This is a genomic window from Tropicimonas sp. IMCC6043, from assembly GCF_004146235.1.
Lineage (GTDB): Bacteria > Pseudomonadota > Alphaproteobacteria > Rhodobacterales > Rhodobacteraceae > Tropicimonas.
This window is the reverse complement of the sequence record NZ_SELO01000006.1, coordinates 64,487-81,683: the sequence shown is the minus strand read 5'-3', so window position 1 is coordinate 81,683 and position 17,197 is coordinate 64,487. Positions and strand designations below refer to the sequence as shown.

13 protein-coding genes are annotated in these 17,197 nt (G+C 66.7%); 5 read left to right on the top strand and 8 right to left on the bottom strand.

Annotated features, from left to right (window positions below; all coding sequences use genetic code 11):
- The first annotated feature begins 41 nt into the window (after window positions 1–41).
- From EU800_RS08570 to EU800_RS27910, 5 genes are all read left to right on the top strand, one after another.
- Entirely contained in the window at window positions 42–326 is a 285-nt protein-coding gene (locus tag EU800_RS08570) for a DUF1153 domain-containing protein (RefSeq protein WP_129630593.1), read from the top strand.
- 126 nt (window positions 327–452) lie between these two features.
- A complete protein-coding gene (ctrA, locus tag EU800_RS08565) occupies window positions 453–1,166 on the top strand; it encodes a response regulator transcription factor CtrA (RefSeq protein WP_129630592.1) in 714 nt (237 codons plus the stop codon).
- Between the two features lie 207 nt (window positions 1,167–1,373).
- Window positions 1,374–3,560 carry an NAD-dependent DNA ligase LigA gene (ligA, locus tag EU800_RS08560; RefSeq protein WP_129630590.1) on the top strand — a complete coding sequence of 729 codons (2,187 nt, stop codon included), beginning with the start codon at window positions 1,374–1,376 and terminating at the stop codon, window positions 3,558–3,560.
- On the top strand, window positions 3,557–5,647 hold the full coding sequence (recG, locus tag EU800_RS08555) for an ATP-dependent DNA helicase RecG (protein ID WP_129630588.1): 2,091 nt from the start codon (window positions 3,557–3,559) through the stop codon (window positions 5,645–5,647). The genes ligA and recG overlap by 4 nt, the downstream gene beginning before the upstream one ends.
- A 113-nt stretch (window positions 5,648–5,760) precedes the next feature.
- A complete protein-coding gene (locus tag EU800_RS27910) occupies window positions 5,761–5,883 on the top strand; it encodes a hypothetical protein (RefSeq protein WP_256369761.1) in 123 nt (40 codons plus the stop codon).
- 249 nt (window positions 5,884–6,132) lie between these two features.
- Here EU800_RS27910 and EU800_RS08550 read toward each other — a convergent pair whose 3' ends face one another.
- From EU800_RS08550 to hemP, 8 genes are all read right to left on the bottom strand, one after another.
- A complete protein-coding gene (locus EU800_RS08550; protein ID WP_129630586.1) occupies window positions 6,133–6,975 on the bottom strand; it encodes an SDR family NAD(P)-dependent oxidoreductase in 843 nt (280 codons plus the stop codon).
- A 69-nt stretch (window positions 6,976–7,044) separates the two neighbouring features.
- Window positions 7,045–8,151: a galactokinase gene (galK, locus tag EU800_RS08545; protein ID WP_129630584.1), complete on the bottom strand. Its 1,107-nt coding sequence runs from the start codon at window positions 8,149–8,151 to the stop codon at window positions 7,045–7,047.
- Complete coding sequence (locus EU800_RS08540; RefSeq protein ID WP_129630582.1) at window positions 8,148–9,203, bottom strand: UDP-glucose--hexose-1-phosphate uridylyltransferase; 1,056 nt, start codon at window positions 9,201–9,203, stop codon at window positions 8,148–8,150. Before EU800_RS08540 ends, galK begins: the two co-directional genes overlap by 4 nt.
- A 176-nt stretch (window positions 9,204–9,379) precedes the next feature.
- Window positions 9,380–11,593 (bottom strand): NADP-dependent isocitrate dehydrogenase, encoded by a 2,214-nt coding sequence (locus EU800_RS08535; RefSeq protein WP_129630580.1) that lies wholly within the window; start codon window positions 11,591–11,593, stop codon window positions 9,380–9,382.
- Window positions 11,594–11,910: 317 nt separating this feature from the next.
- Window positions 11,911–14,667: a formate dehydrogenase subunit alpha gene (gene fdhF, locus EU800_RS08530; RefSeq protein ID WP_129630578.1), complete on the bottom strand. Its 2,757-nt coding sequence runs from the start codon at window positions 14,665–14,667 to the stop codon at window positions 11,911–11,913.
- On the bottom strand, window positions 14,667–16,361 hold the full coding sequence (locus EU800_RS08525) for an NAD(P)H-dependent oxidoreductase subunit E (RefSeq protein WP_129630576.1): 1,695 nt from the start codon (window positions 16,359–16,361) through the stop codon (window positions 14,667–14,669). Before EU800_RS08525 ends, fdhF begins: the two co-directional genes overlap by 1 nt.
- Before the next feature lie 183 nt (window positions 16,362–16,544).
- Window positions 16,545–16,796, bottom strand: a complete 252-nt coding sequence (locus tag EU800_RS08520; RefSeq protein ID WP_129630812.1) for a DUF1289 domain-containing protein — start codon at window positions 16,794–16,796, stop codon at window positions 16,545–16,547.
- Between the two features lie 70 nt (window positions 16,797–16,866).
- On the bottom strand, window positions 16,867–17,034 hold the full coding sequence (gene hemP, locus EU800_RS08515; protein ID WP_129630574.1) for a hemin uptake protein HemP: 168 nt from the start codon (window positions 17,032–17,034) through the stop codon (window positions 16,867–16,869).
- Between the last annotated feature and the right edge of the window lie 163 nt (window positions 17,035–17,197).

Here is a 17,197-nt window from a genome sequence, read left to right as displayed (position 1 = left end):
TCGAGAGACCCAAGATCAACTGTTTCCCGTAGGTGTCAGACATGTTCATCAAGAAAATCGACGGTCCCCGCGCGGTCACCCTGCCGGACGGAACGATCATGACGCGGGCAGACCCGCCGCCGCGTGACACCCGCCGTTGGGTGGCGAGCCGCAAGGCCGCCGTCGTCAGGGCGGTCCGCGGCGGGCTGATCACGATCGACGAGGCGCGGAAATGGTATGAGATTTCCAACGAGGAGTTCGAAAGCTGGGCCACCGCCGTTATGACCCATGGCGAGGCCGCTCTGAAGACGACCCGGCTTCAGCAGTTCCGTACTCCCCCAAAATAGCGAGGTTAACACTTTCTCCGTTTGTGCAACCTTTAATTGAATTCAGCCGGACCCGCCCTCGGTAATCGCGGATTAACCAAATGGGGTCATGGTTGTGTCAACGAGGGATTGAAGCGGAGAGAGAGAATGCGCGTCCTGCTCGTCGAAGACGACCCGGCAACATCGAAAAGCATCGAAATGATGCTGACCCATGCCAATCTCAACGTCTACTCGACCGACCTTGGCGAAGAAGCGATCGATCTGGCGAAGCTCTACGACTACGACCTGATCCTGCTGGATCTGGGCTTGCCGGACATGACCGGCCACGAAGTACTGCGCCAGTTGCGCCTCGCCAGAATCGAGACGCCGACGCTGATCCTCTCGGGCGCGGACGATACAGACAACAAGATCAAGGGGTTCGGCTTCGGCGCGGACGATTACCTGACCAAGCCGTTCCACCGCGAAGAACTCGTCGCGCGGATCCACGCGATCATCCGCCGCTCGAAGGGGCATTCGCAGTCGAAAATCCGCACCGGCAAGGTCACGGTCAATCTCGACGCCAAGACCGTCGAGGTGGACAGCAAGGGCGTGCATCTCACGGGCAAGGAATACCAAATGCTCGAGCTGCTGAGCCTGCGCAAGGGAACGACCCTGACCAAGGAAATGTTCCTCAACCACCTCTATGGCGGAATGGACGAGCCCGAACTGAAGATCATCGACGTGTTTATCTGCAAGCTCCGCAAGAAACTCAGCCAGGCGACCGGTGGCGAGAATTACATCGAAACCGTGTGGGGGCGCGGCTATGTCCTGCGCGACCCGGACGCTGAGGGCATGGACCGCCGCGTGGCGCTCGGCGCCTGATACTATCCACTCGCGAACGCTCCCGGCCGGCATCGCGTCGGCCGGGACCAACAATTCTCCCTGACGGTAGTGTATCTCGGGGCGGTTCATGGTGACATGGCCGCCCGCTTTTTTTGTACGGCGCCTAACCGGTTTCCGCCCCTGTGGTCTCTGGACCCGCCGGCACGGGCCTCCTATCAATCGGAAACCCGACGGTCGGAGGTGGCAATGGCGGAAACGAAACCGGTGGAGCATCTGAGCATCGAGGAGGCGACGGAGGAACTCGCGCAACTCGCCGGGCGCCTCGCGGCCGCCAACACGGCCTATCACCGGGACGACTCGCCGCTGATGAGCGATGCGGAATACGACGCGCTCCGCACCCGCAATGCTGCGATCGAGGCGCGTTTTCCGGAGCTCATCCGCGCTGACAGCCCGTCCGACCAGGTCGGTGCAGCGCCGGCCGAGGGGTTTTCAAAGATCACCCATCGCCTCCGGATGCTCTCGCTCGCCAACGCCTTCGATGCCGACGACATCCGGGAGTTCGACCGCGCGATTCGCAGCTTCCTCGGTCTCGCGGAAGCCGACCCGCTCGCCTATACGGCCGAACCAAAGATCGACGGACTCTCGCTCTCGCTGCGCTACGAGGCCGGCCGGCTGGTCCAGGCCGCCACGCGCGGCGACGGCACGACCGGCGAGAACGTGACCGCGAATGCCCGCACCATCGATGACATCCCGCAGCGCATCGACGACGCGCCGGAGATCCTCGAGGTCCGCGGCGAGGTCTACATGCGTCACGCGGAATTCGAGGCGCTTAATGAGCGCCTCCGCGACGAGGCCGTACGCGCCGACCGCCCCGCCCGAAGCTTCGCCAATCCCCGCAACGCCGCCGCCGGCTCGCTGCGCCAACTCGACCCGGAGATCACCCGCGCCCGCCCGCTGCATTTCTTCGCCTATGCCTGGGGCGAGACTTCCGAGCCGCTGGCTGCGACCCAGATGGCGGCGATCGAGCAGCTTGCGTTACTCGGGTTCAAGACCAATCCATTGACGCGGCTCTGTGACAGCGCGGAGGCGCTTCTCGAGCACTACCGAACCATCGAGGCGCAGCGGGCGACGCTCGGCTACGATATCGACGGGGTGGTCTACAAGGTGAACGACCTCGCACTTCAGGCGCGACTCGGCTTCCGTTCGACAACGCCGCGATGGGCGATCGCGCACAAGTTTCCCGCCGAACTGGCCTGGACCCGGCTCGAGGGCATCGACATCCAGGTCGGCCGCACCGGTGCGCTGAGCCCGGTGGCGCGGCTGGCGCCGGTGACGGTCGGCGGCGTGGTAGTCTCCAATGCCACGCTGCACAACGAGGACTACATTGCCGGGCGCGACAATGCCGGCGCCGAGATCCGGGGCGGGCGCGACATCCGCGTCGGCGACTGGGTTCAGGTCTACCGCGCCGGGGACGTTATCCCGAAGATCGCCGATGTCGACCTGTCGAAGCGGCCCGTCGAGGCGGAACCCTACGCATTCCCGCATCTCTGCCCGGTCTGCGGCTCGCAGGCGATCCGCGAGGAAGGCGATTCCGTCCGCCGCTGTTCGGGGGGCATGATCTGTGCTGCACAGGCGGTTGAAAAGCTGAAGCATTTCGTCTCGCGCGCCGCCTTCGACATCGAGGGCCTCGGGGCGAAGCAGGTCGAGCAGTTCTACGCCGACGGGTGGATCAATACCCCTGCGGACATATTCGATCTCAAAGAGAAATACGGCTCCGGCTTGCAGCAACTCCAGAACCGGGAGGGCTGGGGCGAGAAATCGGCCAACAACCTCTTCCGGGCCATCGATGAACGCCGCCGCATTCCACTCAACCGCTTCCTCTTCGCGCTCGGCATCCGGCACCTCGGCGAGGTTGCCGCGGCAACACTGGCACGGCATTTCGGCAGCTGGGAGCGTCTGCGCGCGGCTGTCGACAGCGCCGCGGAAGAGCCAGCGGCAAAGGCGAACGACGCGAAGGCCCGGAAGGCGGCCTTGGCGGAGAGCCCCAACTGGGAGGAACTGGTATCGGTCGACGGGATCGGCGACACGCTCGTGCAGTCGCTGGTGGCCGCCATGCACCAGCCGGCGGAGCGGGAGGTGATCGACGCGCTGGCCGAACGGTTGGAGATCGAGGACGTGGCGGCGCCCGACAGCTCCGGAAGCCCGGTCGCCGGAAAGACTGTGGTCTTCACCGGCACCCTGGAGAAGATGACCCGCGCCGAGGCCAAGGCACGGGCGGAGGCGCTCGGCGCCAAGGTGTCGGGATCGGTCTCGGCGAAAACCGACCTTGTCGTCGCCGGCCCGGGGGCAGGCTCCAAGGCGAAGAAGGCTGCCGAGCTTGGCATCGAGACGCTGGACGAGGACGGCTGGCTGTCGCTGATCGGGTCGGCATGAGCGGCCGTCCCCCGGTCCTCTTCCCGCTCTTCGCCGAGCTCGAGACGCTGGAGGGCGTCGGGCCGAAGACCGCGAAACACCTCGCTCAGATCGATATAACCCGGCCGCGCGACCTGCTCTTCACCCTGCCGCACGGCGTTGTCGACCGCCGCCGGGTGCCGACCGTGCAGGGACTGGACCTGCCGCGGACGGCAACGCTCGAGGTTCGCGTGGGCCGGCACCGGCCAGCGACCCGGCGTGGCGGACCCTATCGCGTTCAGGTGGAGGATGCGCAAACCAGCTTCGATCTTGTCTTCTTCCATTCCCACTCGGACTACCTTCAGAAGCAGTTGCCGACCGGGCAGACCCGGCTCGTCTCCGGTCGGATCGAGCTCTTCGATGGTGTGGCGCAGATGGTCCACCCCGACCATATCCTGCGTCCCGGGGAGGATGGCGATATCCCGGATTTCGAACCGGTCTACCCGCTGACGTCGGGGGTGACGCAAAAACTCATGGCCCGCGCCGCCCGCTCTGCGCTGGCGCGGATGCCGGAATTGCCGGAATGGAGCGATCCGGGGCTGGTCGACCGGGAGGGGTGGCCGGCCTGGCATTTGGCCGTCGCGGCGGCGCACGCGCCGGAAGGGGCGGCCGACGTCTCGCCCGATTCCGCGCAGCGCCGGCGTCTCGCCTATGACGAGTTTTTCGCGCACCAGGTCACGCTGGCACTGGCGCGCCGGATCGAGCGGCGCGGCAAGGGGCGGGCCTCGGTGGCGACGGGAAAGCTGCAATCACGGGTGCTCGACGCGCTGCCCTACCGTCCGACCGGGGCGCAGGAGCGGGCCATCCGCGAGATCTCGGAGGACATGGCGAGCCCGCGGCGGATGTCGCGTCTGCTCCAGGGCGATGTCGGCTCGGGCAAGACGCTGGTCGCGGTGATGGCGCTTCTGGTGGCCGTCGAGTCGGGTGGGCAGGGGGTGATGATGGCGCCGACCGAGATCCTGGCGCGCCAGCATCTCGAGTCCATCCGGCCACTCGCCGAGAGCGCCGGCGTGGTGATCGAGCTGCTGACCGGCCGCGACAAGGGCGCGGAGCGGCAGGCCAAGCTCGCCGCTCTGGCGAAGGGTGACATCCAGATCCTCGTCGGCACCCATGCCGTTTTCCAGAAAGACGTGCATTTCCATGATCTTCGCCTCGCCATCGTCGACGAGCAGCACCGGTTCGGTGTTGCTCAACGGATGGAGCTTGGGGCCAAGGGGCACGCGGTCGACGTGCTGGTGATGACCGCCACGCCAATCCCGCGCAGCCTGGCGTTGGCGCAATATGGCGACATGGACCTCTCGGTGCTGGACGAGAAACCGCCCGGGCGGACACCGGTGCAGACGGCGCTGGTCTCGGCGGGGCGGATCGACGAGGTGGTGGGGCGGCTCGGCCGAGCCATCGCCGAGGGGCGGCAGGCCTATTGGGTCTGCCCACTGGTCGAGGAGAGCGAGGTTGTGGAGATGACCGCCGCCGAGGAACGGTTCCGCGCCCTGCGCGCGGCGCTCGGCGAGGGTCGGGTCGGCCTCGTCCATGGCCAGATGCCGCCTGCAGAGAAGGACGCGGCGATGGCTCGGTTCGTCGCCGGCGAGACTTCGGTGCTGGTGGCGACAACAGTGATCGAAGTCGGCGTAAACGTGCCCAACGCCTCGATCATGGTGATCGAACAGGCAGAGAGCTTCGGTCTGGCGCAGCTTCACCAGCTGCGCGGCAGGGTCGGGCGCGGTGCGGCCGCCTCGACCTGTCTCCTGATGTATCAGCCGCCGCTCGGAGAGGCGGCGCGCAAGCGGCTGGAGATCCTCCGGGAGACCGAGGACGGGTTCCGCATTGCCGAGGAGGATCTCGTCCTGCGCGGGGCGGGGGACCTCATCGGTACTGCGCAATCCGGCCTGCCGAAATTCCGGATTGCCGACATGGAGCGGCAGGCCGGCCTCATGCAGGTCGCCCAGCAGGACGCGCGCCGGCTGCTCGACGCCGACCCGACTCTGGATAGCCCACGCGGTGCCGCCGTCCGGATGCTGCTCTGGCTCATGGAACAGGACAAGGCGATCCGCCTGATTTCAGTAGGTTAGGGGGGCAATCCCCGTTCGTTCACGAATGTTCTTAAAAAGTTCTTTACTTTCATCCCCGGAAGTGAGAACAAAGGTGCAACAAACACAGCGCGACAGCCGACAGGATTTGCACCATGTTTTCAGATCTGAAGCAGATCATCGACCGCTCCGAAGCCACGCTTCTTGCCGATGCGCTCGGCGCGGTGGCGCTGATGGTGATCCTAGTGGCCGGGCTGCACCTTCCCGCGCTCGTCTGACCCTTTGAGTTTCTGCCTGCGATCTGCCGTCCGGCGGCGTCCTGCCTCGTCCCCAACGAAGTGACGCCACTGCCTGTCCCCAACAGCCCCGGGGTGCCTTCCCCGATCAGCCGGCTTGCCAGATTCGCGACTTCCCGCCGCCATCCTGCCCGGATGTGCGGCGGTTTTTTTTGAGGAGGGCACCATTGCTCGGGGCCGTGCGATTTCATTAACGGCAATGGCACCCAGTGCCCGACCCGGTCGACAGTATCACGCGCCCTTGACGAAGGCCGCGAAGGCCTCGGCAAAGTCCGGATGCCAGCGCGACAGCGCCGGACGGTTCTCGATGATGTCGCCCGCCGCCCAGGCGATGCGCTTCTCGTCGAGTTCCCGTGGCACGTCATTGTCCGGGCAGAGGATATAGAAATCGCCGGCCCGGAGCGCCTCCATCGCGAAGGCGGCGGTCTGTTCCGGGGTCCAGGCGCCGGCAGGTTTTTCGGTCCGCCCGCGTGCCGTGAGCCCGGTATAGACGAAGCCGGGTATCAACAGATGCGCGCTCAGATGCGCGCCGTCACCGCTCCTGAGCTCATGCGCCAGCGCCTCCGTGTAGGCCTTCACGCCGGCCTTGGCGACGTTGTAGGCCGGGTCCCCCGGCGGCGTTGTGATGCCCTGTTTGGAGCCGGTGTTGACCACCATGCCCGGCCGGCCGCGTGCAATCATCCCCGGCACGAAGGCGCGGGTGCCATTGATGACGCCCCAGAGGTTGGTCGCCAGAACGTCGTGCCAGGCGCCGGCGTCGCCGAACAGCGCACTGCCAGGCTGGATCGCGGCGTTGTTGACGAGGATGTCGGTGCCACCGAACCGCTGCGTGACCTCCTGTTCCAGCCGTTCCAGCGCCGCGGCATCGGCAACGTTTGCGGCGGCCGTCATCACCTCGGCTGCGCCCGCGTCGCGCAGCACCGATTCCGCTGCCTCGAGCGCGCCGTCGCGGATGTCGACGGCGACGATCCGCATCCCGAGCGCGGCGAATTCCTGCGCCAGCGCAAGTCCGATTCCGCTCGCCGCCCCGGTGACGACGGCAACGGCGTCTGGTCTGAAAACAGTGTTAGTCATGTTGGCCTCCCGATCGACTCGCGGCAACGCTAGCGAGCGCAGAGCGGGCTCCGCAAGGGGGGCGCGACGTCACACCAGGGCGAGGCGCCGGACGCCGGGGAAATCGGCCAGCAGCGTGGCCGAGAGGTCTTCGGCCTCCGCCTCTGCGACGAGCGCCACGACTGCGCCGCCGAAACCACCGCCGGTTTGCCGCGCCCCGAGCGCGCCCGCCTCCAGCGCCGCGGCAACCAGCGCGTCCGTCTCCGGCACGGTGATCGCGTAGTCGTCGCGCTGCGAGGCGTGGCTCTCGGTCATCAGCCGTCCGAACGCGGCCGGGTCGCCGGCCTTCAGCGCCGCGAGCCCGTCCAGCACCCGCTGGTTGTCGGTCAGGACATGCCGGGTGCGGCGGGCAAGCAGTTCGGGAAGCTCGTCAAGCCGGTCGAGATCGCCGGAGCCGAGATCGCTCAGCATCTCCACGCCGAGCGCCTCGCAGGCGGCGGTGCATTCGGCAACGCGGTTGGCGTAGCCGTCCTGGGTCAACTGGTGGCTGACGCCGGAATGCAGGATCAGGAAACGGTGGCTCTCGGGCAGCGGCGCCGGCGCGTATTCGAGCGTGCGCGTGTTCAGGAACAGCGCATTGCCCGGTTTACCGACCGCCGAGGCAAACTGGTCCATGATTCCGCAGGGCATTCCGACAAAATCATTCTCCACCGCCCGTGCCGCAACGGCAATATCGACCGGTGACGTCTCCTTGCCGAAAAGCGTGGTTGCGGCGCGCAGGGTCGCCACCTCCAGCGCCGCGGAACTCGATAGCCCGGCGCCCATCGGCAGGGTGGTGATCAACGCGATGCGCAGGCCGGTTTCGCGGATCTCGGAGGTCGCGACGGCCTTGAGACAGCCCAGAACGTAGTCGGACCATCGGCCTTCGCGGCCCTGCTCGATATTGCGGCGCTCGGCTTCGTGGAACGTGTCGGAATAGGCTTCGATTGCGCCCGGCGCCGGACCGTGGCCTATCGCGATGGCAACCCCGAGGCCTTCGAGCGGCATCGGCAGCACGTAGCCGCCATTGTAGTCGGTGTGCTCACCCAGCAGGTTCACCCGGCCGGGGGCAAAGGTCGTCACCTCGGGCGGTCTGCCGAAATGCTGCGCATAGGCCGCGGCGACATCGGCGGCGATCTCGGTCGGCGGCAGGGTCATCTTTCCTGTCCCTTCGATTTGAAATGCAGCTCGGGCAGGCTGCGCAACCGCTCGGCGGCCTGTTCGGCGGTGAGGTCGCGCTGCGCCTCCGAAAGCATCTCGTAGCCGACCATGAACTTGCGCACCGTCGCCGAGCGCAGCAATGGCGGGTAGAAATGTGCGTGCAACTGCCAGTGGTCCCAGAGGCCGGCGCGGGTCGGCGCGCCGTGCCAGCCCATCGTGTAGGGGAACTCGGTCTCGAAGAGGTTGTCATACCGGGTGCAGAGCCGTTTGAGCAGGTCGGCAAGCCCGTCCCGCTCCGGCCCGGTCAGGTCTGGCAGGCGCAGGACGTGACGGCGCGGCAGCACCAATGTCTCGAAGGGCCAGACAGCCCACCAGGGCACGACGGCCAGCCAGTCGTCGTTCTCCACCACGATCCGCTCGCGCTTCGATGCCTCGGCCGCGGCATAGGACAGCAGCAGCACCTCGCCGGTCTCGGCGAGGTGGCGGGCCTGACAGGCGTCCTCGCGCGTGACTTCGTTGGGCAGGAAGTCAGAGGCCCAGATCTGGCCATGCGGATGCGGCTGCGAACAGCCCATCACCGCGCCCTTGTTCTCGAAGACCGCGACCCAGTCGTAGCGCGCGCCGAGATCCTCGATCTGCTCGGCCCAGACATCGACCACCTTGCGGATCTCGCTCACGGGCAGTTCCGGCAAGGTCAGGTCGTGGCGTTCCGAGAAGCACATGACACGGGCGGTGCCGCGGACATTCTCGGCGCGGAACAGCGGGTCGCCCGTGGTGCCGCCCTCGGGGCTGTCGGTCAGCAGCGCCGGGAAATCGTTGTCGAAGACCCAAGGGCCTTCGTAGTCGTCATTAGTGACACCGTTGTTGCGCGTGTTGCCGGGGCAGAGATAGCAGCCGGGATCGAAGCGCGGCTTCACCTCGGCCGAGGCCGCCTCCTGCTGGCCCGACCAGGGGCGCTTGTTGCGATGCGGGGAGACGAGTACCCACTCGCCCTTGAGCAGGTTGAAGCGCCGGTGCGGGGCGTCGCTGGAGACGCAGCTGGAGGACATGGGTCCATCCCTCTCTGAGCGTGGGGCATGGTCCATGGCTATCACGGCCAACCTCTGGCGGCAAGTAAATTGCGTGCCGGCGTGGTTCCAAGGCGTTGAATTGGCAGCTAATATTCCACTAATAGAAAACGCCCGCCGAAGCGGGCGCATTCCAATTCAAGAGCTTGCGAGCGGGATCAGCCGAAGATCCCGTTGAGCGTGGCAGAGGGCCGCATGACCGCGGCGGTCTTGGCCGGATCGGTGTGGTAATACCCGCCGAGATCCGCAGGCGCGCCCTGAACGGCGGCAAGCTCGGCGAGGATCGCCGCTTCGCCCTCGGCCAGCGCCTTTGCGATCGGCGCGAAATGCGCCGCAAGCTCCGCGTCGTCCTCTTGCGCGGCCAGCGCCTCGGCCCAATAGCGGGCGAACCAGTAGTGGCTGTCACGGTTGTCCGGCTCTCCGACCTTGCGCGAGGGCGAGCGGTCGTTGTCCAGGATGCCCTGGGTCGCGGCCTCGGCTGCGCGCCCCAGCACGCCGGCCCGGGCATTGCCGGTGCCGTCGGCAAGGAAGTTCAGGCTCTCACCGAGGGCGCAGAACTCGCCCATCGAGTCCCACCGCAGGTGGTTCTCGGCGACAAGCTGCTGGACGTGTTTCGGAGCCGACCCGCCCGCGCCGGTCTCGAACAGGCCACCGCCCTGCATCAGCTTGACGATGGAAAGCATCTTGGCCGACGTGCCGAGCTCGAGGATCGGGAAGAGGTCGGTCAGGTAGTCCCTGAGCACGTTGCCGGTGATGGCGATGCTGTCCTTGCCCGCGGTGATCGTCTCGAGCGATTGGCGGGTCGCTTCGCGCGGTGCCATGATCTTGAATTTGTCTGCGACGCCGGCCTCTTCGAGGGCAGGCTTCACGTATTTGATGAGCTCGGAGTCATGCGCGCGGTTCTCGTCCAGCCAGAAGATCGCTTCCGAGCCGGTGAGCCGCTGCCGGTCCAGTGCGAGTTGGATCCAGTTCTCGATCGGCAGCTTCTTGACGGTGCAGGCGCGCCAGATGTCGCCCGCCTCGACCTGATGCGCGTGCAGCACGTCGCCATTGGCCAGAACAACGCGGATCACGCCGTCGGCCGCAGCCTCGAAGGTCGTCGGGTGCGAGCCGTATTCCTCGGCCTTCTGCGCCATCAGCCCGACATTGGCGACCGCCCCTGCGGTTGCCGGGTCGAGCGCGCCGTTCTCCTTGAAGAAATTGATGGCCTCGTCGTAGACCGGCGCGTAGCAGCGGTCGGGGATGACGCAGTTGGTGTCGCCCTTGGCGCCCGTCTGGTCCCAGCCCTTGCCGCCGGCGCGGATCACCGCGGGCATCGACGCGTCGATGATGACGTCCGAGGGGACGTGCAGGTTGGTGATGCCACGGTCAGAATCGACCATGTAGATCGACGGGCGCAGCGCCGTGACGGTCTCGATCGCCTCCATGATCTCGGCATCGTCCTTGACCCGCTCCAGCAGGTCGCCCATCCCGGAATTCGGGTTCACGCCGAGGCTCTGCAGCCGGGGCTCGAACTTCTTGAACACCGGCGCCAGCCAGGCCCTGACCGCGTGGCCGAAGATGATCGGGTCGGAGACCTTCATCATCGTTGCCTTCAGGTGCAGCGAGAACATCGTGCCGTCGGCCTTGGTGTCCTCGATCGCCTCGGCGAGGAAGGCGTCGAGCGCCTTCGCGGACAGGAAAGTGGCGTCGACGATCGTGCCCGGCTCGAGCTGCCAGCCATCCTTCAGGATCTCGGTCGAGCCATCGGCGGTGGTGATTTCGATGCGCGCGGGGCCGGCCTGGTCCTCGGTGATGGTGGCGGATTTCTCGTTGGCGTAGAAATCGCCATCCGACATCGACGAGACCTTGGTCTTGCTCGAGGCGGACCAGGCGCCCATGGAATGGGGGTTCTGCTGCGCGTAGTTCTTCACCGCCTTCGCGGCACGGCGGTCGGAGTTGCCCTCGCGTAGGACCGGGTTCACGGCGGAGCCCTTGATTGCATCATATTTGGCGCGGACCGCCTTTTCCTCGTCGCTCGCCGGCTCCTCCGGGCAATTCGGAATTGCGAACCCCTGGGCTTGCAGCTCGGCGATAGCCGCGGTCAGCTGCGGCACCGAGGCAGAGATGTTGGGGAGCTTGATGACATTGGCGCCCGGCGTCTTCACCAGTTCGCCCAACTCGGCGAGGTGGTCAGGGACGCGCTGCTCTTCCTTCAGGTATTCCGGGAAGCTGGCCAGGATGCGTCCGGCGACCGAGATGTCTTTGGTCCCCACTTCGATACCGGCGGCCGCGGCGAAGCTGCGGATGATCGGCAGAAGCGAGGCCGAGGCGAGCTCGGGGGCTTCGTCGACCTTCGTGTAGATGATGTCGGGCGTGTTCGATTCGGCCATGTGTGCCTCCCTTTCGGAAAATGCGGTTGGTCCTGTCTGTGGCTGTGGCGGTGGGTTTGGTCAATGGCAAGATGGAGCATCGCGCGGGTTCTTCCCTTTCGGGACGGGCGAGAAGGTCCCCGCGAGATATCGTGGAGAAAGCCGCACAAGTCGCGTGGACCTCACGGATCTGCCGCTTTAGGGCCTCGGAAAACGTTTTCGTGGTCACGATCCGGCGTCGGACGAGACGCTGATACTGCTGCGCCGATCATCGAGCACTTTCGGTATGCGACAGTATGCAGCAGCCGCCTCGAAGGCGTTTGTGGCGGCTTCGCGGGTCAGGCGGGCTCGACCCGAACCGCTGAAAACTTGAACTCCGGAATCTTGCCATAGGGGTCGAGCGCGGGGTTGGTCAGAAGGTTCGCCGCTGCTTCGACATAGGCGAAGGGGACGAAGACCATGTCGGGAGAGACGTTGCGATCGGCCCGCGCCATGATCTCGATCGTGCCGCGGCGGGTCGTCAGGCGCACCATCCCGCCGGGTTCGACGCCCAGCCGGTGCAGCGTCGCCGGGTGGAGCGAGCAGTTGGCCTCCGGCTCCACGGCGTCGAGCACCGAGGCGCGCCGGGTCATCGAGCCGGTATGCCAGTGTTCGAGCTGCCGGCCGGTTGTCATGATCATCGGATACTCCGCATCGGGCGCCTCGTCCGGCGGGACAATGGCGGCCGGCGCGAAGCGGGCGCGGCCGCCCTCACGCGGGAAGCCCTCGCCAAAGACGACCGACTGGCCGGGATCATCCTCCGACAGCGACGGGTAGGTGACGCTTTCGCGTTCGAGCCGGTCCCAAGTAATGTTGTCGAGGCTCGCCATGCCGCGCTTCATCTCCACAAAGACGTCACTCGGATGGGAGAAGCGCCAGTCAAGCCCGAGACGCCGGGCGAGATCCTGCGTGATTTCCCAGTCAGGTCGCGCCGTGCCAGGCGGTGCGAGGGCAGGGCGGACCATCTGCACCTGCCGGTTGGTGTTGGAGACCGTTCCCGCCTTCTCGTAGAGCGCTGCGGCTGGCAGGATCACGTCGGCGAAACTCGCCGTTTCTGTGGGGAAGATGTCCTGCATCACGAGGTGATCGAGCTTGGCCAGCGCGGCGCGGGCATGCTCCACGTCGGGGTCCGACATCGCCGGGTTCTCGCCGAGGACATACATCCCGCGGATCTGCCCGGCATGGACCGCGTCGAGGATTTCGGTCACCGTCAGCCCCTTCTCGGCGCTGAAATCGCCGCTGCCCCAGATGTCGGAGAAATGATGCCGAATGCCGGCATCGGTCACGCTCTGGTAGTCGGGCAGGAACATCGGGATGAGCCCGGCGTCGGATGCGCCCTGCACGTTGTTCTGGCCCCGGAGCGGATGCAGCCCGGTGCCCGGCCGGCCGACATGGCCGCACATGAGGGCCAGTGAGATGAGGCAGCGCGAGTTGTCGGTACCGTGGACATGCTGGCTCACGCCCATGCCCCAGAAGATCATCGCTGCCTTGGCAGTGGCGAAGCTGAGGGCGACCTCGCGCAGCGTTGCGGCGTCGATGCCGCAGATATCGGCCATCTTGTCCGGCGGGAAATCCGCCAGATGCGCCTTCTCGGCCTCCCAGTTCTCGGTGAAACCGGCGACGTATTGCGCGTCGTAGAGCCCTTCCTCGACGATCACATGCATGATCGCGTTGAGCATCGCGACGTCGGTGCCCGGGCGGAATTGCAGCATGTGGGAGGCGAAGCGGGAAAGGCTCTGGCCGCGCGGGTCCATCACGATGAGCTTGCCGCCGCGGCGTACGAACTGCTTGAAGTAGGTGGCGGCGACCGGGTGGTTCTCGGCCGGGTTGGCGCCGATGACGATGGCGACATCGGCATTCTCGATCTCGTTGAAAGTTGCCGTCACCGCGCCGGAGCCGACGTTCTCAATGAGGGCCGCGACCGAGGAGGCGTGGCAGAGCCGGGTGCAATGGTCGACGTTGTTGTGCCCGAACCCCTCGCGGATCAGCCGCTGGAAGAGATACGCCTCCTCGTTGGTGCATTTGGCCGAGCCGAAGCCCGCGACCGCCGCGCCACCGTGGGTGTCGCGCAGCCGGGCCAGACCGGACGCGGCAGCCTCCAGAGCCTCCTCCCAGCTTGCCTCGCGGAAATGGGTCGAGAGGTCCGACGGATCGAGGTTTAGCCCCTTTTCCGGTGCGTCCGCGCGGCGGATGAGTGGCTTCGTCAGGCGGTGCCCATGGTGGACGTAATCGAAGCCGAAGCGGCCCTTGACGCAGAGCCGCCCCTCGTTGGCCGGCCCGTTCACCCCCTCGACATGGGCGATGCGGCCGTCCCGGACCTTGAGGTTGACGAGGCAGCCCACGCCGCAGAACGGGCAGACCGTCCGTGTCTCGCTGTCCGCCGCCGCGCTGTCCCCGTGCCCGGCATCGTCAAGCACCGAGGCCGGCATCAGCGCGCCGGTCGGGCAGGCCTGAACGCACTCGCCGCAGGCGACGCAGGTGGACTCGCCCATCGGGTCCGCCTGGTCGAAGACCGGAAAGGCGGCGTGGCCGCGGCCGGCCATGCCGATCACGTCATTGACCTGCACCTCGCGGCAGGCGCGCACGCACAGGCCGCACTGGATGCAGGCGTCGAGATTGACCCGCATGGCGATGTGGCTGGCATCCAGAATCGGGACGTGGTCGGGCGCCAGCGGCGGGAAGCGGCTGGTCGTGGTGCCATTTTCCGCGACGATCTGCCAGAAATGGCTCGAGCGGTCGTGCGCCGCCTCGCGCGGTGGCTGGTCGGCCACGAGCAGTTCCAGCACCATCTCGCGCGCCTTCCGCGCGCGGGCGGAGGCAGTGGTCACCACCATGCCATCACTTGGCTCGCGGATGCAGGAGGCGGCGAGGCTGCGCTCGCCCTCGATCTCCACCATGCAGGCACGGCAATTGCCGTCCGGCCTGTATCCCGGTGCCGGCTTGTGGCAGAGATGCGGGAGCGTCAGCCCCCGGCCGTGGGCAACCTCCCATATCGTCTGGCCCGGATGGGCTTCGACCGGAGCGCCATCGAGGGTGAATCGGGTGGTGTCGGTCATCACAGCTCCTCCGGGAAATGCTTTATTGCCAGCAGGAACGGGTTCGGCGCCGCCTGACCGAGACCGCAGATCGAGGCGTCGGTCATCACCTGGGCCAGTTCCTCGAGCAGTCCGCGGTCCCAATGCTCCGCCTGCATCAGCTTCACGGCCTTCTCGCAGCCCACCCGGCAGGGCGCGCATTGCCCGCAGCTTTCGTCCTCGAAGAAGCGGAGCATGGTAAGCGCCGCCTCGCGGATGCTGTCCTGATCGGAGAGGACGACGATGGCGGCGGAGCCGATGAAGCTGTCATGCTCCTGCAGCGTGTCGAAATCGAGCGGCACGTCGGAGAGCGTTGCCGGCAGGATACCGGAGGAGGGGCCGCCGGGCTGGAACGCCTTGAAGACATGCCCCTCTGCCATGCCGCCGGCGGCGGCAATGATCTCGGTGATGGTGGATCCCGCGGGCAGCAAGTACACGCCCGGTTGCCGCACGCGGCCGGAGACCGAATAGGTGCGAAGCCCGGTGCGGCCGTTCCGCTCGACCGTGTTCATGATCTCGGGGCCGAAGCGGGCGATGCGGGCGACCCAGTAGAGCGTTTCGACATTGTGGACCAGCGTCGGCCGGCCGAAGAGCCCGACCTGCGCGACATAGGGCGGCCGGTGGCGCGGCAGGCCGCGCTTGCCCTCGATCGACTCGATCATCGCGCTTTCCTCGCCGCAGATATAGGCGCCGGCGCCACGGCGGAGTTCGACGAAGCCTGGCGCGACAAGGCCCGCCGCCTCCAACGCGGCAATCTCCCGGCGCAGGATCTCCAGCACGGCGGGGTATTCGTCGCGCATGTAGATGTAGCAACGCGCTGCCTCGATCGCCCAGGCGGCGATCAGCATGCCCTCAAGGAACATGTGCGGCTCGCGTTCGAGATGGTGGCGGTCCTTGAAGGTGCCTGGCTCTCCCTCGTCGCCGTTGACGGCGAGATAGCGCGGCGCGGCGCCGGCGCGGACGAAGCTCCATTTCTTTCCGGATGGGAAGCCCGCCCCGCCGAGTCCGCGCAACCCCGCGGCGGCGATGTCGGCTTGCACCGCCTCCCAGTCGCCCGCCTCGCGCAAGCGTGCAAGTGTCCGATAGCCGCCCTGGGCGCGGTATTCGGGCAGGGTCTGCCAGTCGGGCAGGCGCGGCGTGAATTCGCCGGCCTCGAGCGCGGCGAGTACCTTTCCGGCGGTGGCGTTCTCGACATGGTTGTGACCGAGTTCGGCCGCGGGCGCGCGGTTGCAGCGGCCCATGCAGGGCGCGCGCAGCACGCGGACCTCCGCCGAGTCGGTGCCCGCCATGAGCGCCGCCTTCAGGGCCTCTGCGCCGGCAATCTCGCAAGAGAGCGAGTCGCAGACCCGGATGGTGACAGGTGGCGGCGGGGTCTCGCCCTCGCGGACCAGGTCGAAATGCGCATAGAAGCTCGCCACCTCGTAGATCTCCGCCTCGGCGAGGCGCATCTCTTCGGCAAGCGCGCGGATATGGGCGGCGGACAGGTGGCTGTGGCAATCCTGGATCAGGTGCAGGAACTCGATCAGCAGGTCACGGCGCCGTGGCCGGTCGCCGAGCAGCCCGCGGATCTCGGCCAGCGCCGCCTCGTCGAGCTGCCGCCCCTTGGGCGTGCGCCGCCCCTTACCGCGCCCCGATTTCCAGATGCCGGGCTCCTTGCCCGCCTGATTCCCGTCCATGGCTCCCCTCCCGGCGCAGTCCGCTCCGATACAAGCGCCATCGCGCCCTTGATGCCAGTATTGCCGAAAACCGCGCCGCCCTGAAAGCGACAGGCGATGACAGCTCCGCGACCGCAGGGGAACGGGACGATGGAGAAGAAGGGAATACGGCGCTGCGGGTATCGCAGGCACCGATGCAGGCGGTCAGGATCGGCCCCGCTCCGCCGCCCGGCGGCATTTCGCCTCGTAGGCCGCGGGCCAATGGTCGTAGCGGCCCATCCTCAGCTGCTGCTGGCGGATGACCTCGACGAATTCGACCCGCTGCACGGACTGTTTCAGTCCGTTAAAGAGCCGTTTCTGTGCCTGGGTCATGGAACAGCCCTGGCAGTGCCCGCGCCGAGAATACCGACAGATGTCGATACATGGAGACGGTATGAGGGCGGGGTCGGCACACATAGTCACTCGTACCTCTTCGGGTCATGGACCCGCCGTCCTCCCGGCGACGGGCTCCCCGCCCGTCATGCCATCATTTCGTGAGGATTAGCTTACCGGCCTTCGTTATCCTGAGCGTGTAGACCTTGTCGTCCAGGGTGATCTCCGCCAGCCCGTCCGCTCCGGTCATGCTGCGGGCGTCAAAGCTCGGGCGGGCGGCCGGAGTGGTGTCGGTGAGGGCGATCTCTCGCAAAAGGCTCATGGTTGTGTCTCGATCCTGTCCAGGAGGGTTTCAATTCCGAGAGGCAGCACCGGAAGCACGCCGAACGCCCAGACGACGCTCTGTGCCAGAGTGCGGGCCGGTGCCGGTTCGAGAGAACACGGGGTCGCGGGGTGCATGGGTCTCTCCATCGTTTCCGAGAGAA

Bases quoted from the DNA above. Each gene is read 5' to 3' on its own strand.
- EU800_RS08570 (WP_129630593.1), top strand. From the start codon at position 42: ATGTTCATCAAGAAAATCGACGGTCCCCGCGCGGTCACCCTGCCGGAC.
- ctrA (WP_129630592.1), top strand. From the start codon at position 453: ATGCGCGTCCTGCTCGTCGAAGACGACCCGGCAACATCGAAAAGCATC.
- ligA (WP_129630590.1), top strand. From the start codon at position 1,374: ATGGCGGAAACGAAACCGGTGGAGCATCTGAGCATCGAGGAGGCGACG.
- recG (WP_129630588.1), top strand. From the start codon at position 3,557: ATGAGCGGCCGTCCCCCGGTCCTCTTCCCGCTCTTCGCCGAGCTCGAG.
- EU800_RS27910 (WP_256369761.1), top strand. From the start codon at position 5,761: ATGTTTTCAGATCTGAAGCAGATCATCGACCGCTCCGAAGCCACGCTT.
- EU800_RS08550 (WP_129630586.1), bottom strand. From the start codon at position 6,975: ATGACTAACACTGTTTTCAGACCAGACGCCGTTGCCGTCGTCACCGGG.
- galK (WP_129630584.1), bottom strand. From the start codon at position 8,151: ATGACCCTGCCGCCGACCGAGATCGCCGCCGATGTCGCCGCGGCCTAT.
- EU800_RS08540 (WP_129630582.1), bottom strand. From the start codon at position 9,203: ATGTCCTCCAGCTGCGTCTCCAGCGACGCCCCGCACCGGCGCTTCAAC.
- EU800_RS08535 (WP_129630580.1), bottom strand. From the start codon at position 11,593: ATGGCCGAATCGAACACGCCCGACATCATCTACACGAAGGTCGACGAA.
- fdhF (WP_129630578.1), bottom strand. From the start codon at position 14,667: ATGACCGACACCACCCGATTCACCCTCGATGGCGCTCCGGTCGAAGCC.
- EU800_RS08525 (WP_129630576.1), bottom strand. From the start codon at position 16,361: ATGGACGGGAATCAGGCGGGCAAGGAGCCCGGCATCTGGAAATCGGGG.
- EU800_RS08520 (WP_129630812.1), bottom strand. From the start codon at position 16,796: ATGTGTGCCGACCCCGCCCTCATACCGTCTCCATGTATCGACATCTGT.
- hemP (WP_129630574.1), bottom strand. From the start codon at position 17,034: ATGAGCCTTTTGCGAGAGATCGCCCTCACCGACACCACTCCGGCCGCC.